At 39.0% G+C, this 14,866-nt stretch carries 19 protein-coding genes; 16 read left to right on the top strand and 3 right to left on the bottom strand.

All coding sequences use genetic code 11. The features are described 5' to 3' along the window. Window positions 1-30: 30 nt before the first annotated feature. The 7 genes from MHB39_RS13200 to MHB39_RS13170 all read left to right on the top strand — a co-directional run bounded on the left by MHB39_RS13200 (window position 31) and on the right by MHB39_RS13170 (window position 4,350). Window positions 31-1,692: a DUF6138 family protein gene (locus MHB39_RS13200; RefSeq protein ID WP_342544063.1), complete on the top strand. Its 1,662-nt coding sequence runs from the start codon at window positions 31-33 to the stop codon at window positions 1,690-1,692. Window positions 1,693-1,706: 14 nt separating this feature from the next. Beyond that, a complete protein-coding gene (locus tag MHB39_RS13195; protein WP_342544062.1) occupies window positions 1,707-2,402 on the top strand; it encodes a DUF4274 domain-containing protein in 696 nt (231 codons plus the stop codon). 17 nt (window positions 2,403-2,419) lie between these two features. Next, complete coding sequence (locus MHB39_RS13190) at window positions 2,420-3,220, top strand: hypothetical protein (protein ID WP_342544060.1); 801 nt, start codon at window positions 2,420-2,422, stop codon at window positions 3,218-3,220. A 175-nt stretch (window positions 3,221-3,395) separates the two neighbouring features. Beyond that, the gene (locus MHB39_RS13185; protein ID WP_342544058.1) at window positions 3,396-3,608 is read left to right on the top strand and encodes a hypothetical protein; all 213 of its coding nucleotides are present in this window, start codon (window positions 3,396-3,398) and stop codon (window positions 3,606-3,608) included. After that, window positions 3,592-3,861: a hypothetical protein gene (locus MHB39_RS13180; protein WP_342544057.1), complete on the top strand. Its 270-nt coding sequence runs from the start codon at window positions 3,592-3,594 to the stop codon at window positions 3,859-3,861. Before MHB39_RS13185 ends, MHB39_RS13180 begins: the two co-directional genes overlap by 17 nt. A gap of 21 nt (window positions 3,862-3,882) precedes the next feature. Next, window positions 3,883-4,119 carry a hypothetical protein gene (locus MHB39_RS13175; protein ID WP_342544056.1) on the top strand — a complete coding sequence of 79 codons (237 nt, stop codon included), beginning with the start codon at window positions 3,883-3,885 and terminating at the stop codon, window positions 4,117-4,119. A 45-nt stretch (window positions 4,120-4,164) separates the two neighbouring features. Next, a complete protein-coding gene (locus tag MHB39_RS13170) occupies window positions 4,165-4,350 on the top strand; it encodes a hypothetical protein (RefSeq protein WP_342544055.1) in 186 nt (61 codons plus the stop codon). Window positions 4,351-4,410: 60 nt separating this feature from the next. Here MHB39_RS13170 and MHB39_RS13165 read toward each other — a convergent pair whose 3' ends face one another. Both MHB39_RS13165 and MHB39_RS13160 read right to left on the bottom strand, forming a co-directional pair. After that, window positions 4,411-5,445, bottom strand: coding sequence for a YdcF family protein (locus MHB39_RS13165; protein ID WP_048392508.1), 1,035 nt, complete (start codon window positions 5,443-5,445; stop codon window positions 4,411-4,413). Between the two features lie 116 nt (window positions 5,446-5,561). Further along, entirely contained in the window at window positions 5,562-6,728 is a 1,167-nt protein-coding gene (locus MHB39_RS13160; RefSeq protein WP_342544053.1) for an immunity 26/phosphotriesterase HocA family protein, read from the bottom strand. Between the two features lie 183 nt (window positions 6,729-6,911). Between MHB39_RS13160 and MHB39_RS13155 the strand changes: the two genes are divergently transcribed. The 4 genes from MHB39_RS13155 (at window position 6,912) to MHB39_RS13140 (ending at window position 9,411) form a co-directional block, all read left to right on the top strand. Further along, complete coding sequence (locus tag MHB39_RS13155; protein WP_312124792.1) at window positions 6,912-7,346, top strand: GNAT family N-acetyltransferase; 435 nt, start codon at window positions 6,912-6,914, stop codon at window positions 7,344-7,346. A 12-nt stretch (window positions 7,347-7,358) separates the two neighbouring features. Then, complete coding sequence (locus MHB39_RS13150) at window positions 7,359-7,850, top strand: nucleoside 2-deoxyribosyltransferase (RefSeq protein ID WP_036076455.1); 492 nt, start codon at window positions 7,359-7,361, stop codon at window positions 7,848-7,850. After that, window positions 7,850-8,164 (top strand): YbjQ family protein, encoded by a 315-nt coding sequence (locus MHB39_RS13145; protein WP_016993283.1) that lies wholly within the window; start codon window positions 7,850-7,852, stop codon window positions 8,162-8,164. Before MHB39_RS13150 ends, MHB39_RS13145 begins: the two co-directional genes overlap by 1 nt. 326 nt (window positions 8,165-8,490) lie before the next feature. Further along, window positions 8,491-9,411: a WYL domain-containing protein gene (locus MHB39_RS13140; RefSeq protein WP_342544050.1), complete on the top strand. Its 921-nt coding sequence runs from the start codon at window positions 8,491-8,493 to the stop codon at window positions 9,409-9,411. Window positions 9,412-9,443: 32 nt separating this feature from the next. Here the strand turns inward: MHB39_RS13140 and MHB39_RS13135 are convergent, their stop codons facing one another. Continuing rightward, window positions 9,444-9,875 carry a hypothetical protein gene (locus MHB39_RS13135; RefSeq protein WP_342544048.1) on the bottom strand — a complete coding sequence of 144 codons (432 nt, stop codon included), beginning with the start codon at window positions 9,873-9,875 and terminating at the stop codon, window positions 9,444-9,446. A 93-nt stretch (window positions 9,876-9,968) separates the two neighbouring features. Between MHB39_RS13135 and MHB39_RS13130 the strand changes: the two genes are divergently transcribed. From MHB39_RS13130 to MHB39_RS13110, 5 genes are all read left to right on the top strand, one after another. After that, complete coding sequence (locus MHB39_RS13130; protein WP_342544047.1) at window positions 9,969-11,657, top strand: AAA family ATPase; 1,689 nt, start codon at window positions 9,969-9,971, stop codon at window positions 11,655-11,657. A 198-nt stretch (window positions 11,658-11,855) separates the two neighbouring features. Continuing rightward, window positions 11,856-12,365, top strand: coding sequence for a TetR/AcrR family transcriptional regulator (locus tag MHB39_RS13125; protein ID WP_342544045.1), 510 nt, complete (start codon window positions 11,856-11,858; stop codon window positions 12,363-12,365). 92 nt (window positions 12,366-12,457) lie between these two features. Further along, window positions 12,458-12,877 (top strand): DUF3995 domain-containing protein, encoded by a 420-nt coding sequence (locus tag MHB39_RS13120; RefSeq protein WP_258860569.1) that lies wholly within the window; start codon window positions 12,458-12,460, stop codon window positions 12,875-12,877. 44 nt (window positions 12,878-12,921) lie between these two features. Further along, complete coding sequence (locus MHB39_RS13115; protein ID WP_342544044.1) at window positions 12,922-13,539, top strand: histidine phosphatase family protein; 618 nt, start codon at window positions 12,922-12,924, stop codon at window positions 13,537-13,539. Window positions 13,540-13,617: 78 nt separating this feature from the next. Continuing rightward, complete coding sequence (locus MHB39_RS13110; protein ID WP_342544043.1) at window positions 13,618-14,454, top strand: serine hydrolase; 837 nt, start codon at window positions 13,618-13,620, stop codon at window positions 14,452-14,454. Window positions 14,455-14,866: the final 412 nt, after the last annotated feature.

Genomic DNA, 14,866 nt, shown 5'->3' with positions numbered 1-14,866 from the left:
TTCTCTAACAATAGAAAGGGAGGATGTACAGTGAAGCAGTGTGTAGAGCATTTTCTAGCGGCTGTGTGGGAGCAAATCACGGCTGTTTATCAAGAAGAGAGTAAACGAATAACAGGGCTGAAAGAGCAAAGTAGGTTACAAGCAGGCATCCTTCAATATTTGAAAGTTGCCTGGAAAAAAGGAAAAAGTTCTAATGGCACAATCTTTATAGATGTTTATGAGCCATTTAGTTGGAGTGATAGCTCCTATAAGGTGGAAGCGGGTTCATACATACAAGAATTTACAGATGTCCAGCATATTGAAGAGCTTTTTAGTGCTTTATGTACTAAAACAGAGGAAGTATTTCAATCTGAGCAATACGGTCCCCGATTTTTTGATTACCGCTTTGAGGTTGTGCTGGAATTTGAACATGATAAAACGGTGCTTCATTATCAAAAGGAGCTGTTGAATAATCGTAAACTAGCGTCAATGAAACAAGTGCTGGCAAGCTTTATAGAAACAAAGGTGATGGCAGAGCTACCAGTTAGGCCAAGTGACAATGATGAATTTTTCCTTGCGCAGCATTTGGTCAATCCACATTTTTTCCATCAAACAGCTGAGGAAGTCGAACCACTTATTCATCGGCTTCAAGAAAAGCATCGGGCCAATAAAGAACGTTTAGACAAATGGATTTATTATTATACAATGGCTTTTAAGCAGTGGGCAGAGGAGCATTTTTTAACGCACTATTTTGAACAAGCAGGCGATTATAGAAAAGAGTGGGTATTGAAAACAGAGGATTCGGTACAGCAACTAGAGCAGGAAAAACTAGATTTCTTTCTTTATATCGCGTTGAAGATTGGTCAAAAAGAGCCAGCCACTCGATTAGAATACTTGGAACTTGCGAAGCAGCTTGGCTCGCAGCAGGCAGCTAATTATTTGGAAAAAGGAAGCGGTAGTTTTGAAAGTATAAGAAAGCGGGATGTATTCGAAGGACAGGCAAATGATATTTTACAAACGATTGATATACGAGTGATGGTGGAAGAGGAAAACGCTTATCGTGAAGCCCTTTACTATATCATTCAACTGTTAGAAGAAGGTTTTCCAACGGGCTATAAGCTGACTTTAAAGAGTAAAGCGAAAAATTATCTTCCTATTAAAAAGGTAGCAAAATCAAAGCTTCATCAATTTTTCGCCAATTGCCTACAATATCCAAATCTTTTCCCTTTATTAGCGGACTATGCCCAGCTCGCTATGGAGGAATTTGCTTGGTACCAGGATGTTGAGCCGAGCGAAAAATCAGCTATGCCCAGCACTTATGCGGTTTTTGGATTAGGGCTTTATAGCAAGGATTATTTTCCGCTTGTTCAACGATATATGTTACTCGTTGATACAGAGCATCAATCCGTGCAAGATGCTTATGCGGAAGCTTTTCTTGAAGCTCATGGCATATCAGTAGAGAGGATGCCTGTGTTTGTAGCTATTTTACTTGGTGCAAGTGAATCAGCAAAGCCAATAAAGGACATTGACATCATGGATTTAGATTTGCTCGTGGCACTCGGACAAGAGCTTGAAAAGAAAGCAGATTATCAGCGTCCATTTGTTTTATATCGAATATTTGGAAGTTCCAAGAAGCTTGCTCAGCGACTAAAGCAAGAATCAGCACCAATAAGGGAAGAACTTGAGAAATTACTGCAATGGATGGATTCCTGAGAGGGGGTAGATGAATGGAATGGACGGAAGTGAGTAAATCCAAGGATTTAGAGGTCGTACGGGAGGCCATCAGTAAATTAGATGTAAATGAGCGAGATGCACGAGAGAGAACACCGTTGATGCTTTTTATAACAAATCGAATGCCACATGAAGGAATCAAGCTTCTTTTGGCACAGCATATAGACTTGGAGGCACGAGATAAGCTTGGTGATACAGCACTTAAAAAAGCGGTAAAGTTTAAGCAGAAAGAAGTGATTTCTTTACTACTTGCAAAGGGTGTAAATTTATCTGAGCCTGAGGGGATTACCGCTACAGCTTGGTTTGCAGCAAGGGAGCATGCAAGAATAGCTGATTTATTGGTAGATACACCAGGTGCAATCCGTCTAACTTTGAATGCAGAAGAACAACAGCAAGCTGATGCCATTTTATACGAGGATTCTCTCAATACAATGTGCCAGCGCATAAGCAATGTATCATCAGCTGTTATTTTACATGCCATTGTCAATAGCTATAACTGGGATGATGGCCCCGAGCCGATGCTCGCAGCATTAGCTAATCCAGTTTGTGCCCCTATTACCATGATAGACATGTTTGAGCTAATGGAAGGAGAATATTGGCTAGCACTAACAGAGGAAGAGATAGCGAGTTCCGATTGGAAGCGACCATGGAAAGAGATGGCACTAACCTTACAAGAAAAATTAAAGTGCTAGCTAGCGAGGAGAGAGTAATGGACCAAAAAGCAAAGAAAATATTAATGCAAACCTATTGGCAATCTGGTGGATGGCGTTCAGGTGGTTATACCTATACAGAAGTAGATTTTCAATATGCTAAAAGTAAGGGCTTGATGTTTGATCGATTAACGATTTCCCATGATGAATGTGTACAAAGATTGCAACAGCTTCATGAGAAATACTTAACAAAGGAGCTTGTGGTAAAGGCATTTTTGCATAGCTTATCGACGCGCAAAGTACATTTACGCAGTGCCTTATCGAGCTGGGCTCTTACGCAGGATTTACCGAAGCATACGTATTACGAACAACCTGTAGCATTGGTCTCCTATAGTGGCTGTGGCTACTGTAATGAGCGGAAAATCATGTCCAATGCTACATATGTCAATGAGGATTTAAATGTGCTAAATTTTGAACGCATCAAGTGGGGAGGGGTTCGGCTCAATTGGCTCATCTATTGTTTACTAGACTTAGAATGCCTAGTGAAAGAACAAGAATCATTGAATGTAAGTGAGGATGACGTAGCCATCTTACAACAGATGGTAGCAGCAATAGAATCCTGTAACGACACAGATGCAGCTAGACAGCTAAAAAAGCGCTGGAAAGATGTTTTCAAGTCCAATCAACATGAACGAGATGTGGTCATGGAAATCTGGGGTTATGCGGGACTACTCGTATCAAAGGATGATTATCGCAAGGAGCGTGGACGTGGAACTGATTTTATGTCAATGGCAACTTGGAGAGGACAGGATGGCTATTCACAGGAAAAGATGAAGTTTTACTTTGGCTCCTACCTATAAAAAGGAGCAGTATTCGATCAAAAAATGGACCAAAGGATGCTGAGGATTATTGATATAGCGAAGGCATTTTAAGAGCGCATACCATAATGGACTGCTGCCATGGTCATGCACTAATAATGTACAGATTTTACTTTTACCAGAGCTTTACTAGAATAAAAAAGAGAGGTGCAGTGAGATGGGAGCTTGGGGATACAAAGCATTGGAAAGTGATGAAGGTTTAGATGTGGTGGCGTTTTTACAGGAGTTTATGGAACAGCATAAGGAATCCAATCAGCTACCATTATCGGGTATTGTACAGGCAATGAAACAGCAAGGCTTTTTTGGTAAAACATTGGAGGATATAGATTTTTTCTACGATATAAGCCTTGGCTTTGGCAGAGCTTTATAGTCAATATCTGAATACGGGAACCATTTATGGTCAAGAAAATAAGGATAGACAAATACAATGGGTAGTAGATGAAAGCTCTTTGACATTTATATTGCGGTATTTACAGGACATTCGAGATGAAGTACCTGATCAACATGGTAGTAGAGAGATTGTAGAATTATGGCAAGAGTCCAAGAGTTGGCCTGAATGGCAGTCCAACTTAGCCTATCTTATTCAAACCGTGGAACAAGCGATTAACCGTTTGCCACAATAAAAATAGATGGAGTGATTGGAAGTGACCTATGATTTTTGGATAATGGCTTCAATCATGGAGTTGGTTGAATACCCAGATGAGACAAGCGATGACTATATAGCACAACCAACTTTACAGACGATCATGAATGTGCTTGAAATCCAAGTACCGATAGCGGAGATTTACGAACGTTATTTTGGTCAATCCATTCATACAGGACATGTTTTAGTATTTGCGAATAAGCAGCAGCCACATGTCTGTGTGGTACTTGATACTTAACGAGATCCGCTCGATCAACTGGATTTAATTCAATTTGGCTGGAGAGTGAACACGAAAGATGTTCACCTAGTAAGACAGCTAACACGAAAACTGTTTGATAATTGTGAGGAGGGGATTCGCTATGAGGAAGGTCAATCCATTCTCTATCAGGTATTACAAGAGCAACGCTATCCTCGAAAATTTTACTATGAGACATTATATGAACAACAGATGAAGAAATTTTGGGTATAACAGCATCAAAAGGATTCGAAACACTTTCTATAAAAAGTGTACGAATCCTTTTGCTAGAACTTATACAAAGAAAAAGCTGAATAGAGATAGCGCAATCGAAATGATCACGATAGGTCCAATCATTTTCATATGTCGTTTTCGTGCCATTACAACAATCGCTACATATTCACGAATCATCGCATTAGGCCAATAATAAAAGGCTGTCTTAGAGCCAATGCCCTGACTATCTAAGCCTGCGAGTCTTGCATAAATACCCGCACGAAAAAGATGGAAATTATTCGTGGTGAAAATACTGTTATAGGCCTCACCCTGTTTCCGATCATCCATGAGCTGCTTAGAAAATAACATATTTTGATAGGTATTCACAGAGCGGTTCTCCTGAAGTGTATGCTCAATGGGAATGCCTTTTTCTATTGCATATCGTTGCATCGCTTCAGCTTCGGGTAGATTTTCATCAGGACCTTGTCCACCAGAGAAAATAATGGTAGGTGGAGTAGTCACTGCTGCTTGCTTATGATAGAAGTCAATTGCCTTTTGAATTCTACTAGCTAAAAGTGGAGGCACCTTATCATTAATTAATCCACTGCCTAGTACAATAATAAAGTCTTGATTCAATCGAGGGCGATTGAATTGGTAGAGAAAATAAGCAGATAAAAAATTGGATAAATGGATAAAAAAATAAAACGTAATGAGTGAAATTCCACCAAAAATGGGCTGGAGGTGGACTGAAAACAAACTCGCTGGATTGATAATCGGTAATAGGATAAAAAGTAAAATGCCAATCGCCACAAGTAATGTTAAGGAATTGGCTAAACGTCTACCTTCTCGCTTCATTAATACTCTCGCATTTAAAAATAAACCAAACATTAAAGCAACAATACCAAAAGGAATTAAAATGAAAAGAGCAATCAGTGGAATAATGACAATAAGCCTTAAAAAGTAATGGTCAGATGCTAAAGATAGAATGACGCAGAATAGCAGAAATGAACAGACAAATAGATTAAATAATAGTCCGTTGATCATTTTTCTTGGGTCTTTAAAGTAAGAAATAAGAAAAACGATGAAAAGAATCAGTGGAATAATGCCAAAATACATACAAAATGCATCTCTAGTGATGGAAGTTGGTTAATGATATCTCTATATTATAAGTAATTATTGGATGAAATCAACCATCGATGAAAAAGTGGAGGGGGAGCATCTAGAAGCTCCCTCTATTTTTTTTGTGTACGATGATAGGTTTTATTGAGGTAATGAATATATTGGGTGCGGGTCAATCCACCCGTTTGGCGATTAAAGTCATCGTAGGAGATATCATCTGGAAAACTAAATTCAGCGAGTGCCCGCTGACGATCTTCGCGGAAGTGTGGATGATCTAGCGACTCTGTTACAATTCCTTCCTCTTGCTTCAACCAATCACTGGCAACGCCTGCATAGACACCATGATTGGTAAAACGGCTAGCTGTTTGATAGGAGGTGGAAGGTGCAGGTTTACTAATTGTTCCTGTCCCCCAGGATAGACGATATCGAGGCTCTTTCCCATAGTTTAGTGTCACGCCATAGCCCATTGGAAATACAATATCGGATTCTGTTAACATTTTATGGCCTATCTTTTCATAGCATCCTCGCATAAAATGGTCATCCATCACAATATGGGTTTGAGGGGCCAATGGAGCAGATATGATTTCCTCAAGAGAAGGCAGGCGCTCTGTCGTTGTCAACAAATAGGGCCGTACAAACAATGGCATTGTCATTACATTATGCCAAATACTATCTTCTCCAAATAGATGATCCTTTTGCATTTGACGTAAGTCGCCAATGACAAGCACATAGCCATCTACAAATAAATCGATTTCTACACGAAAAATATCACCTGGTACCGTCTTATAGCGTAGACTTTTCATTTTAGTTAGCTTTTCTAGCTTGTCTGTGTAATCTGCAGGTAGCTGGGAGGGAAATTGCTGTAACCAATTCAAGAGAGCGGACTTAGTCGTTAAATGCTCAAAGCCTGTTAATGGTAGCTGATAATATGTTTTAGTGTTACGAGCCGTGATATAGCTAGATGGATGGTTTTCATTACCTAGACCAGCAGAAAAAACAACGCCTGCAGCTTTCACAGCGGAGATATTGGTGTAATTCAATTTCTTTTCTTTTCCACGCGCGGTTTGAGGGACGATGACTTCACGCTTACGCGTTAAAATGTCGACATCCGCTTCTTGGTAGCTATGCTCATTCACGAAAATTCTTTTTTTAATGAGATCACCTTCAAGGCAAATAAAATAATCCTCTCGAATCTGAATTGTTTCCCAATGTGCTTCTAAAGTATGTAGGCCGAAATAGGGGCGCAATGAATTGGTTAACCAACTAGTAAATGGTGTCAATCGGATTTCCTCCTAGCTATTGTTTTGTATTTTGGTCAAGTATACTGAATTTGATGGGTGTGGAAAATAGCTTAGATGGAAAATAGTTACTTTTATGCAGTGATAATAATTGCTTTTGGAGCAGATGCCTACCTTTTTCTTCAGGCTATAGAACTGCTATAATGACAGACAGAGGTGATGAATATGCATATTGTGACAATAGAAGGCATACCCTATGCTTGGCTTGAGCAATTACAGGAAATCCACGCACACGTTTTTGATGGAGCTAATTTGCCACTCGAAAAGCTAGAAAAGAAAGAAGGCCTTCTTTGCATATTGGCAGTGGAAGGTGACACATTGATCGGCTTTAAATTAGGCTACCCACATCCAGATGGTATTTTTTATAGTTGGTTGGGTGGCGTTCATGTAGCATATCGAGGTCAGGGAATTGCAAGTCAATTAATGAAACAACAGCATGAACATATCAAGACTTTAGGCTTTCACAAAGTTCGTACATACGGTAGAAATACATTCAAAGCCATGCTCATTACCAACCTCAAGCATGGTTTCGATATACGATCAACATTTATTGATGAAAAAGGCAGACATAAAATTATATTTGAAAAAACAATTGGTTAAGGAGTTTTATACATGAAAGCATATTTAGCAAATGGGTTATTTTCGTTAGGCGATCGTTTTGTAAATGAACAATTGGCAGCAGCTATTCGTGAGGCAGTGCCAGGCATCGCATTATACGTACCTCAGGAGAATGAGGCCATCAATGATAAATCTGCCTATGCAGATAGCTTAGCGATTGCCCAAGCAGATTTAGAGATGCTCCAAAGTAGCGATGTTCTGATAGCTGTATTAGATGGGGTGGAAATTGATTCAGGCGTTGCCGCAGAGATAGGTGCATTTTCTATGCTGAATCGTCCCATTATTGGTGTGCTAACAGATGTTCGTCAACAGGGGCGGGACAATATGCAAAAAATAGAGGCACTGATCCGAGATGGGCTAGAGAATCAGTTTGTTTATCGTAATTTATTTGTTGTGGGGTTAATTAAACGCAATGGCGTGATTACATCTTCTATTGAAGAGGCTGTGGAAGCCATACAAAAACTACAAAACGGGGAGGCATCATGATGCTATTAGCTACATCAGATATTGTGGCAGGAAAAGATATCACGGAAACATTAGGGCTGGTGAAAGGGAATTCTGTTCAATCTAGAAATATTGGTCGTGACATGATAGCAGGACTTCGCAATATTGTAGGTGGAGAAATGAAGGAGTATGCGGAAATGCTTGTGCGCTCTCGTGAAATTGCCACAGAGGCAATGGTAGAGGAAGCCAAACAATTAGGGGCAGATGCAGTTGTAGGCGTTCGTTATGCTACTTCATCTGTCATGGATGGTACATCCGAAGTATTGGTATATGGAACAGCTGTAAAATTCAAATAAAAGAGTAGAAGGACTTTCATTCATTCAATGGAAGTCCTTTTTCAATGGTTAAAAAGTGACACATTCAACTAAAATGTTGTAAAATTTTAGTTAATTATGTCAAAAATACGGTCTATTGTGCTGCTTGAATGGTGATTTTTTATAGGATGCGTATAGTACAAATTATACCAATAAAGTAGAAGTTTTTCCTGATTCAGCAGAAAACGCTCATATGGAGCTTTTCGAGCAAGCTGGACGCAATTATGCTGAGGCGTAATTAATAGCAGGAAGGCTATTTATGTCCAATGTATTGCGAGCTGGGCATGATAGAAGAAAGAGTGGGATATATGGTAGATTCACAACAAGGCAAAGGCTATCGCATTCTATCGATGTTTGATCGATTGATGGATGGCCAAGGAATCAACAAGAAGCAAGAAGCATTGACACATCAGGTTGGTGAAAAAACCATACAACGGGATATCGATGAAATTCGTACGTATCTGGAAAAGGCTAAGCAAGATTACCATTTACAATATGTACGTACAGAAAAAGTGTATAAATTAATGCATACAAAAAACAATCGTTTATCTAAAGAACAGGTACTAGTCATCGTTAAAATACTCATTGCCTCAAAAGCTCTCGTAAAATCGGATATCGGTGAGATCGTTTATCAACTTCTCTCACGTGTAGCAGACGATCAACTGTTATTAAATGAAAAAATTGTATATGAAGATATCCATCAAAACAAGTCATTATTGTCCTTGATATGGGGAATTTCAACAGCCATTCAAAAGAGAAAGGTCATTACAATTGATTATTTACAGGAGGGTGAAGCGATTCCAACTGCAAAAATTTTAAAGCCGCTCGCTGTTATCTTTTCAACACATTATTTTTATTTAATAGGAGATAATCAAGACACCCCAACTGTTTACAGAATGGATCGTATTCAGCATTTTCGTGAAATGGCTATCCATTTTGAATTTCCATCTGTCCATCCATTACAAGTAGAGGACGCTAATGACCTTACTCATATCCGTCTTCTCTATAAAGGCCGTTCTCCTCAAATAGTCTACAATCGTTTCCCAACAGCCCACCTAGTTTCACAAAACAATCATGAATATGTTTTTGAGGCAGAAGTGTTAGAATATGGCGTGAAAGAGTGGTTGTTAAGTCAAGGAGCCGATATGGAGGTATTAGAGCCAATTGAACTGAGAGAAGAGATCATTGAGACCTTACAAGCTATGCAACAAAATTATCGTTACATATAAAAACCCGTGCGTACATGCACGGGTTTTTACGTTTACTGAAACAATAGTTTGATAAATGTCGTATCGATATCCTTAGTGAGCTTATAATCTTTCATGTAATTTTCCTCATATAAATACACAAATAAATGCTGGTCATCATCTAAACGCAAGCCAATTTCCCTGTTGTCATTAATTGAGAGTGTTAGCCAGTATGCTTCATGAGAATCAGAATTCGAAAACCACACCTTTTTTAAAGGTAGGTCCTTGAATGGCTGCATAATTTGATTGATTTCTGCTGCGTCAGTAATCGTTACTGTTTTTTCATCTGAGGAACGAATAATTTCAATCTCATGAATTTCCTCCAGGTCGAGACGTTCTGTTACCTCTGTTGTAAAATCAGTGTCTCGTGTTAACAGCATTGTCGAGATATACAGAATAAGTAGTGGTAGTACAATGCCTAGAAGTAGTTTGTATCTTTTTTTCATGCTCGTCTCCTTAAATTCTAAAAATTCGCACATATGTATTCTTTTCCACGCTATAATTGAGCATATACTGAAATGATGAAGGAAGGCAATTAAATGACACATAATCATGAAGAAAAAGAACTATTTTACCCAAGTGGAATCATCATGTATCGAGGTGGCGTCAAAAAGAATGATTTCGGTCACGATATTTATGACGGCAAAGGCTCGTTATTTGATCAAGAGGGAGAATTATTATTCGAGGGTGAATTCGTCAATCATATGAAGCAAGGCAATGGCATTATGTATTTGAAAGGACAACTCATTTATCAGGGTGAATTCATTCAAAATAAAAAACAGGGTCATGGCATTTTATATAAGGATGGTCATATCCATTATGAAGGTCATTTTCGCAATGATTTAATGGACGGCTATGGTGTCTTATATTATGAAGAAGAAGTAATTAGGCCTTATCAAACACTAAGAGCACAGTACCCACATTTAAATCAACCGCAGTATGAGGGTGACTTTGTCCACGGCATGAAAAAGGGAAAAGGCAAGCAATACTATCCAAATGGATTTTTACAATATGAGGGTGATTTTATTTGGCATCATATGCAAGGGGCTGGCAAGCTGTATTATCCTACGGAATCACCAACAACTGAGGAGCTTGCACGTGGCGTAACTACACTCCACTATGAAGGTCATTTCTTTGAGGACCTAAAGCATGGTAAAGGCAAAGTATATGCTAGAGATGGAATTCTAGAAGCGGAAGGGCAATTTAAAGAGGATATGATGACAGGGCAAGGAACGCTCTATTATGCCAATGGGCAAGCTTCCTATATTGGTGACCTCGTTCAAGGCAAAAAACATGGACGAGGCGATTATTTTAATGAAGAAGGCAAAATTATTTATAGTGGTGAATTTATCAACGATGAGCGGTTACGCATTACACCTGAAGTCGAGCAAGAGATTGCCAAGCTACAAAAACAATTAGATAGTCTTGTAGGTCTTCCGAATGCAAAGAAGGAATTACATAATTTAATAAACTTTATTAAAATTCAAAGTCTGCGTGTGGATCATGGCTTAACAAGCTTTCCTATTACGTATCATCTTGTCTTCTCGGGCAATCCAGGCACAGGTAAAACAACCGTGGCACGCATTATTGGCCAAATCTACAAGCATCTTGGCGTTCTTTCAAGTGGGCATTTTGTGGAAACAGATCGTGCAGGATTGGTCGCTGGCTATGTTGGACAAACAGCGTTAAAGGTTCAGGAGGTCGTTAACAAAGCAAAGGGCGGGGTACTTTTTATTGATGAAGCCTATTCATTAATAAATGATAAGCAGGATGCATTTGGGAAGGAAGCGATTGATAGTTTATTAAAGGCAATGGAGGATCTACGTGATGACTTAGTAATCATTGTTGCGGGCTATACAGAGCTAATAGAAGAATTTTTACAATCTAATCCAGGCTTTAAATCTCGCTTTAATCATTTTGTACAATTTGATAATTTTAGCACGGATGAACTCTATGATATTTTTGCGATGCTTTGTCAAACGAACGATTATCGATTTGGCGAAGCATTTGCCCAACATATGAAAACACAGCTACGTCATATGCCGATTGAAACCATTCCTAATTTCTCGAATGGGCGTTATATTCGAAACTTGTTTGAAAAACTAGTGACGATCCAATCAAACCGATTGATTCAACAGGCAACAATCTCGAGAGAAGAACTTATGACATTTGAGGAGCAAGATATTTTACAGGGCATTGCAGAAAAGTTGTTTGACAATACTTTTTAAGACGAGGAGTAAATTCATGAAAAAGCTATTAGTGTTTATTTTAGTGTGTGCATGTATTTTACCACGACTAGTAACAGTTCATGTTACAGTGAATAATCATATTAATGTACGCCATAAAAACGATAAAAGTGGATGAGTGATGTATAAAGTGGTAATACGCGACAAAACATACGCTATCGTATTTTTTGGAGGGCAATCATGCAAGTAACGAAAGAGGATTGGATTAGAGCGGGTCTAGAGCAATTAGCAGAAGCGGGGATTCATAAAGTACGTATTGAAGCACTTGCTCGATCATTAAACATTAGTAAAGGTAGCTTTTATCATTATTTTCGTGATCGTCAACAACTATTAGATGCCATGCTAGACTATTGGGAAAACCATGCAACAAAGGCCATTATTCAAAATATGGAGCAAGTTGATGCTACTTTAGAGCAGCTTTTACGGATAAGTTTTCACAAAAATAAAAAAATAGAGATAGGCATTTATGCTTGGGCCAAATATGATTCAGATGTCGCAGCGCGTATTGTTCAAATAGAGGAGCAGCGAATAGCCTGTGTGGCGACGCTCTATCAAAAAAATGGGATAAGCATAGACGAATCCACTGATCGTGCAAGATTGGCTTATTTAACCTATATAGGCTGGATGACACGATTTGATGCCAATCCTCATTTCGATCTCGAAAAAATGATTAAGCTGTTAATACAATAAGAAGGTCTCTCAGAGCTGACATAAGCTTTGAGGGACTATATTTAACGCCAAAACATACGATAGCGTATGGAATTGTGAAGAGGAGGTAGTACATGTTTATTATATCAATTGTCGCAGTGGGACTATTATGGCTTATTAGTGTCCTACATATTTATTGGGCCTTTGGTGGTCGATGGGGTACAGAAGCTGTTATTCCTATGAAAGAAGGCAGCCAACAAGCCGTTTTTACGCCGAGAAAATGGGGAACGCTCTTTGTTGCAATGCTGGTGCTGCTAGCAAGTGGTATCATCCTTGTTCAAGGAGGCTTCATGCCATTTTTTCAAGCCTCTATTTATTCAAAAGTAGGAAGCATCGTTTGTGCGCTAGTATTTTTACTACGAGCAATTGGTGATTTTAAATATGTTGGTATTTTTAAAACGATTAAGCATTCCAAGTTTGCTCAAAATGATTCAAAATGGTATAGTCCTTTATGCTTGTTTCTTAGCTTTGTTTATGTGCTGGTGTTAGTTTAACAGCAATTTTACTTTAACAGGGGAGCAGTATGGGGGGAAATAATATGGAGCAAATGATCTACTTACTTCGTCATGGTGAGACGACTTATAATACGCAAGGGAGATATCAGGGACAGCTTGATTCCCCACTCACTGAGCGTGGTCGGGAGCAGGTTCAGCAAAATGCACGCATGCTGAAGTCACTCATTGGTGATGTAGATGACTGGACCATCCTATCAAGTCCAATGGGAAGAGCTATGCAAAGTACAGCCATACTTTGTGAAACACTTGGCTATGACGGCAACAGGGTGAGGCAGGATCCACGTTTAACAGAGGTTGCTGTGGGACAATGGGCTGGTTTAACCATGGCGGAAATACAGCAAAAATGGCCTGCCTTGTTAACGAACACGGATGCCTTCAATTGGTATTTTCGTGCACCAGATGGGGAAACCTACGAAGCTGTTGTAAGCAGATTAACGGCTTTACTTGAAACGATTCAACCACTTTCAAAAGTGATTGTTGTCTCGCATGGCTTGACTGGTCGTATTTTACGCGGCGTCTATGCGAGTCTAAGCAAAGAAGAGACGCTCAAGTTAGAGGTTTCTCAAGATGTAATATTCAAATTAACAAATAAAGAGATTAAAAGAATTAGTTCAAATGTTGATGATGATTTTTACCTGTGAAAATATTTGAGCACATCCCATTTTTCTCAAGGAATATTCAGAAATGCCGCCTCTTATAATGTGTAGGAGGCGTTTTTTATGAAAAAATGGATGTTATTCGGCTGTATTTGTATCATGGTTTTCTTATTTTATTTTACAAGCAAAACATATGAATTCACGCATCTAGAACTGCCATCATTACATAGTCAAAATGCTTTGTTACTCAATGAACAGGGCGATGTATTATACGAGAAAAATGCGGATGCTATTATTTATCCTGCATCCTTAACAAAGATCATGACAGCCATCGTTGCCATAGAGATGACAGATAATTTACAAACACAAACCATTGTAGAGCCCCAAACGATTGCGAACTATACGGCACAAAATGCTTCGATGGCAGGCTTTCAAGCAGGAGATTTTGTCACGATGGAGGATTTATTGTATGGTACACTCCTTGCCTCAGGTGCCGATGCAACAGGAACACTTGCAGATGCTGTCGCTGGCAGTGAGGACAAATTTGTCACGTTGATGAATAACAAGGCGCAAGAATTAGGCATGCATGACACACATTTTGTTAATACCAGTGGTCTACATGATGAGGCACATGTATCCACCGTGCGGGATATCAGCAAGCTTCTGCGATATGCATTAGAAAATCCTACCTTTTATCAAATATTTACCTCAAAAAACTACACAACCTATGTTCCCAATCAATTAATCATCACAAACTCATTATTTACAAAATTACCGGGTCTAGACAGTCCGATAATAGGTGGAAAAACAGGGTATACCCCAGAAGCAGGACTGTGTCTAGCGACCATAATCGAGAAAGAAGGGAAATCATTTTTATTCATTACAACCAATGCTCCTAGTTATCTATGGAACCCACCCCCACATATTGAAGATGCCCTAACTGCCTTCGAAGCTTTATAGGAGGAATATTAATGAAAAAACCTCAACTTTTTCATGGTTTCCAGCGTCTTAATAGAAAGGGGGATATTTAAAGGACGGTGGTGGGTAACAGCCGTCAAATACGAGATTAAGGTGATGAACCGCTCCAAATAAGGAGAAAGCCGCTCACCTAAGTCGGTAGTACCCTCTATTCTTCGGAACAGCATGAAGATGATCAATTCTTAAAATAGGAGCTAACAAAAAATCTACAAGATAAGCCACCATCATTTTATTATCATAATCTCTGCATAGTTTCGTAGAAAAAAGGGAAGGAGGAATGTATAAGTATTTACTAAAATAAAAATGTAGCAACATCGTAATAGGGAATCTAGTTGATTATTACTATTTTATGGCAGAGTTGTTTACTCTATAATGAAAGTTAAATCTTAGCAAT

Source organism: Lysinibacillus sp. FSL K6-4013, from assembly GCF_038630435.1.
GTDB lineage: Bacteria > Bacillota > Bacilli > Bacillales_A > Planococcaceae > Lysinibacillus > Lysinibacillus boronitolerans.
The sequence above is the reverse complement of the archived record's forward strand: the minus strand, read 5'-3'. Positions and strand labels throughout refer to the sequence as shown.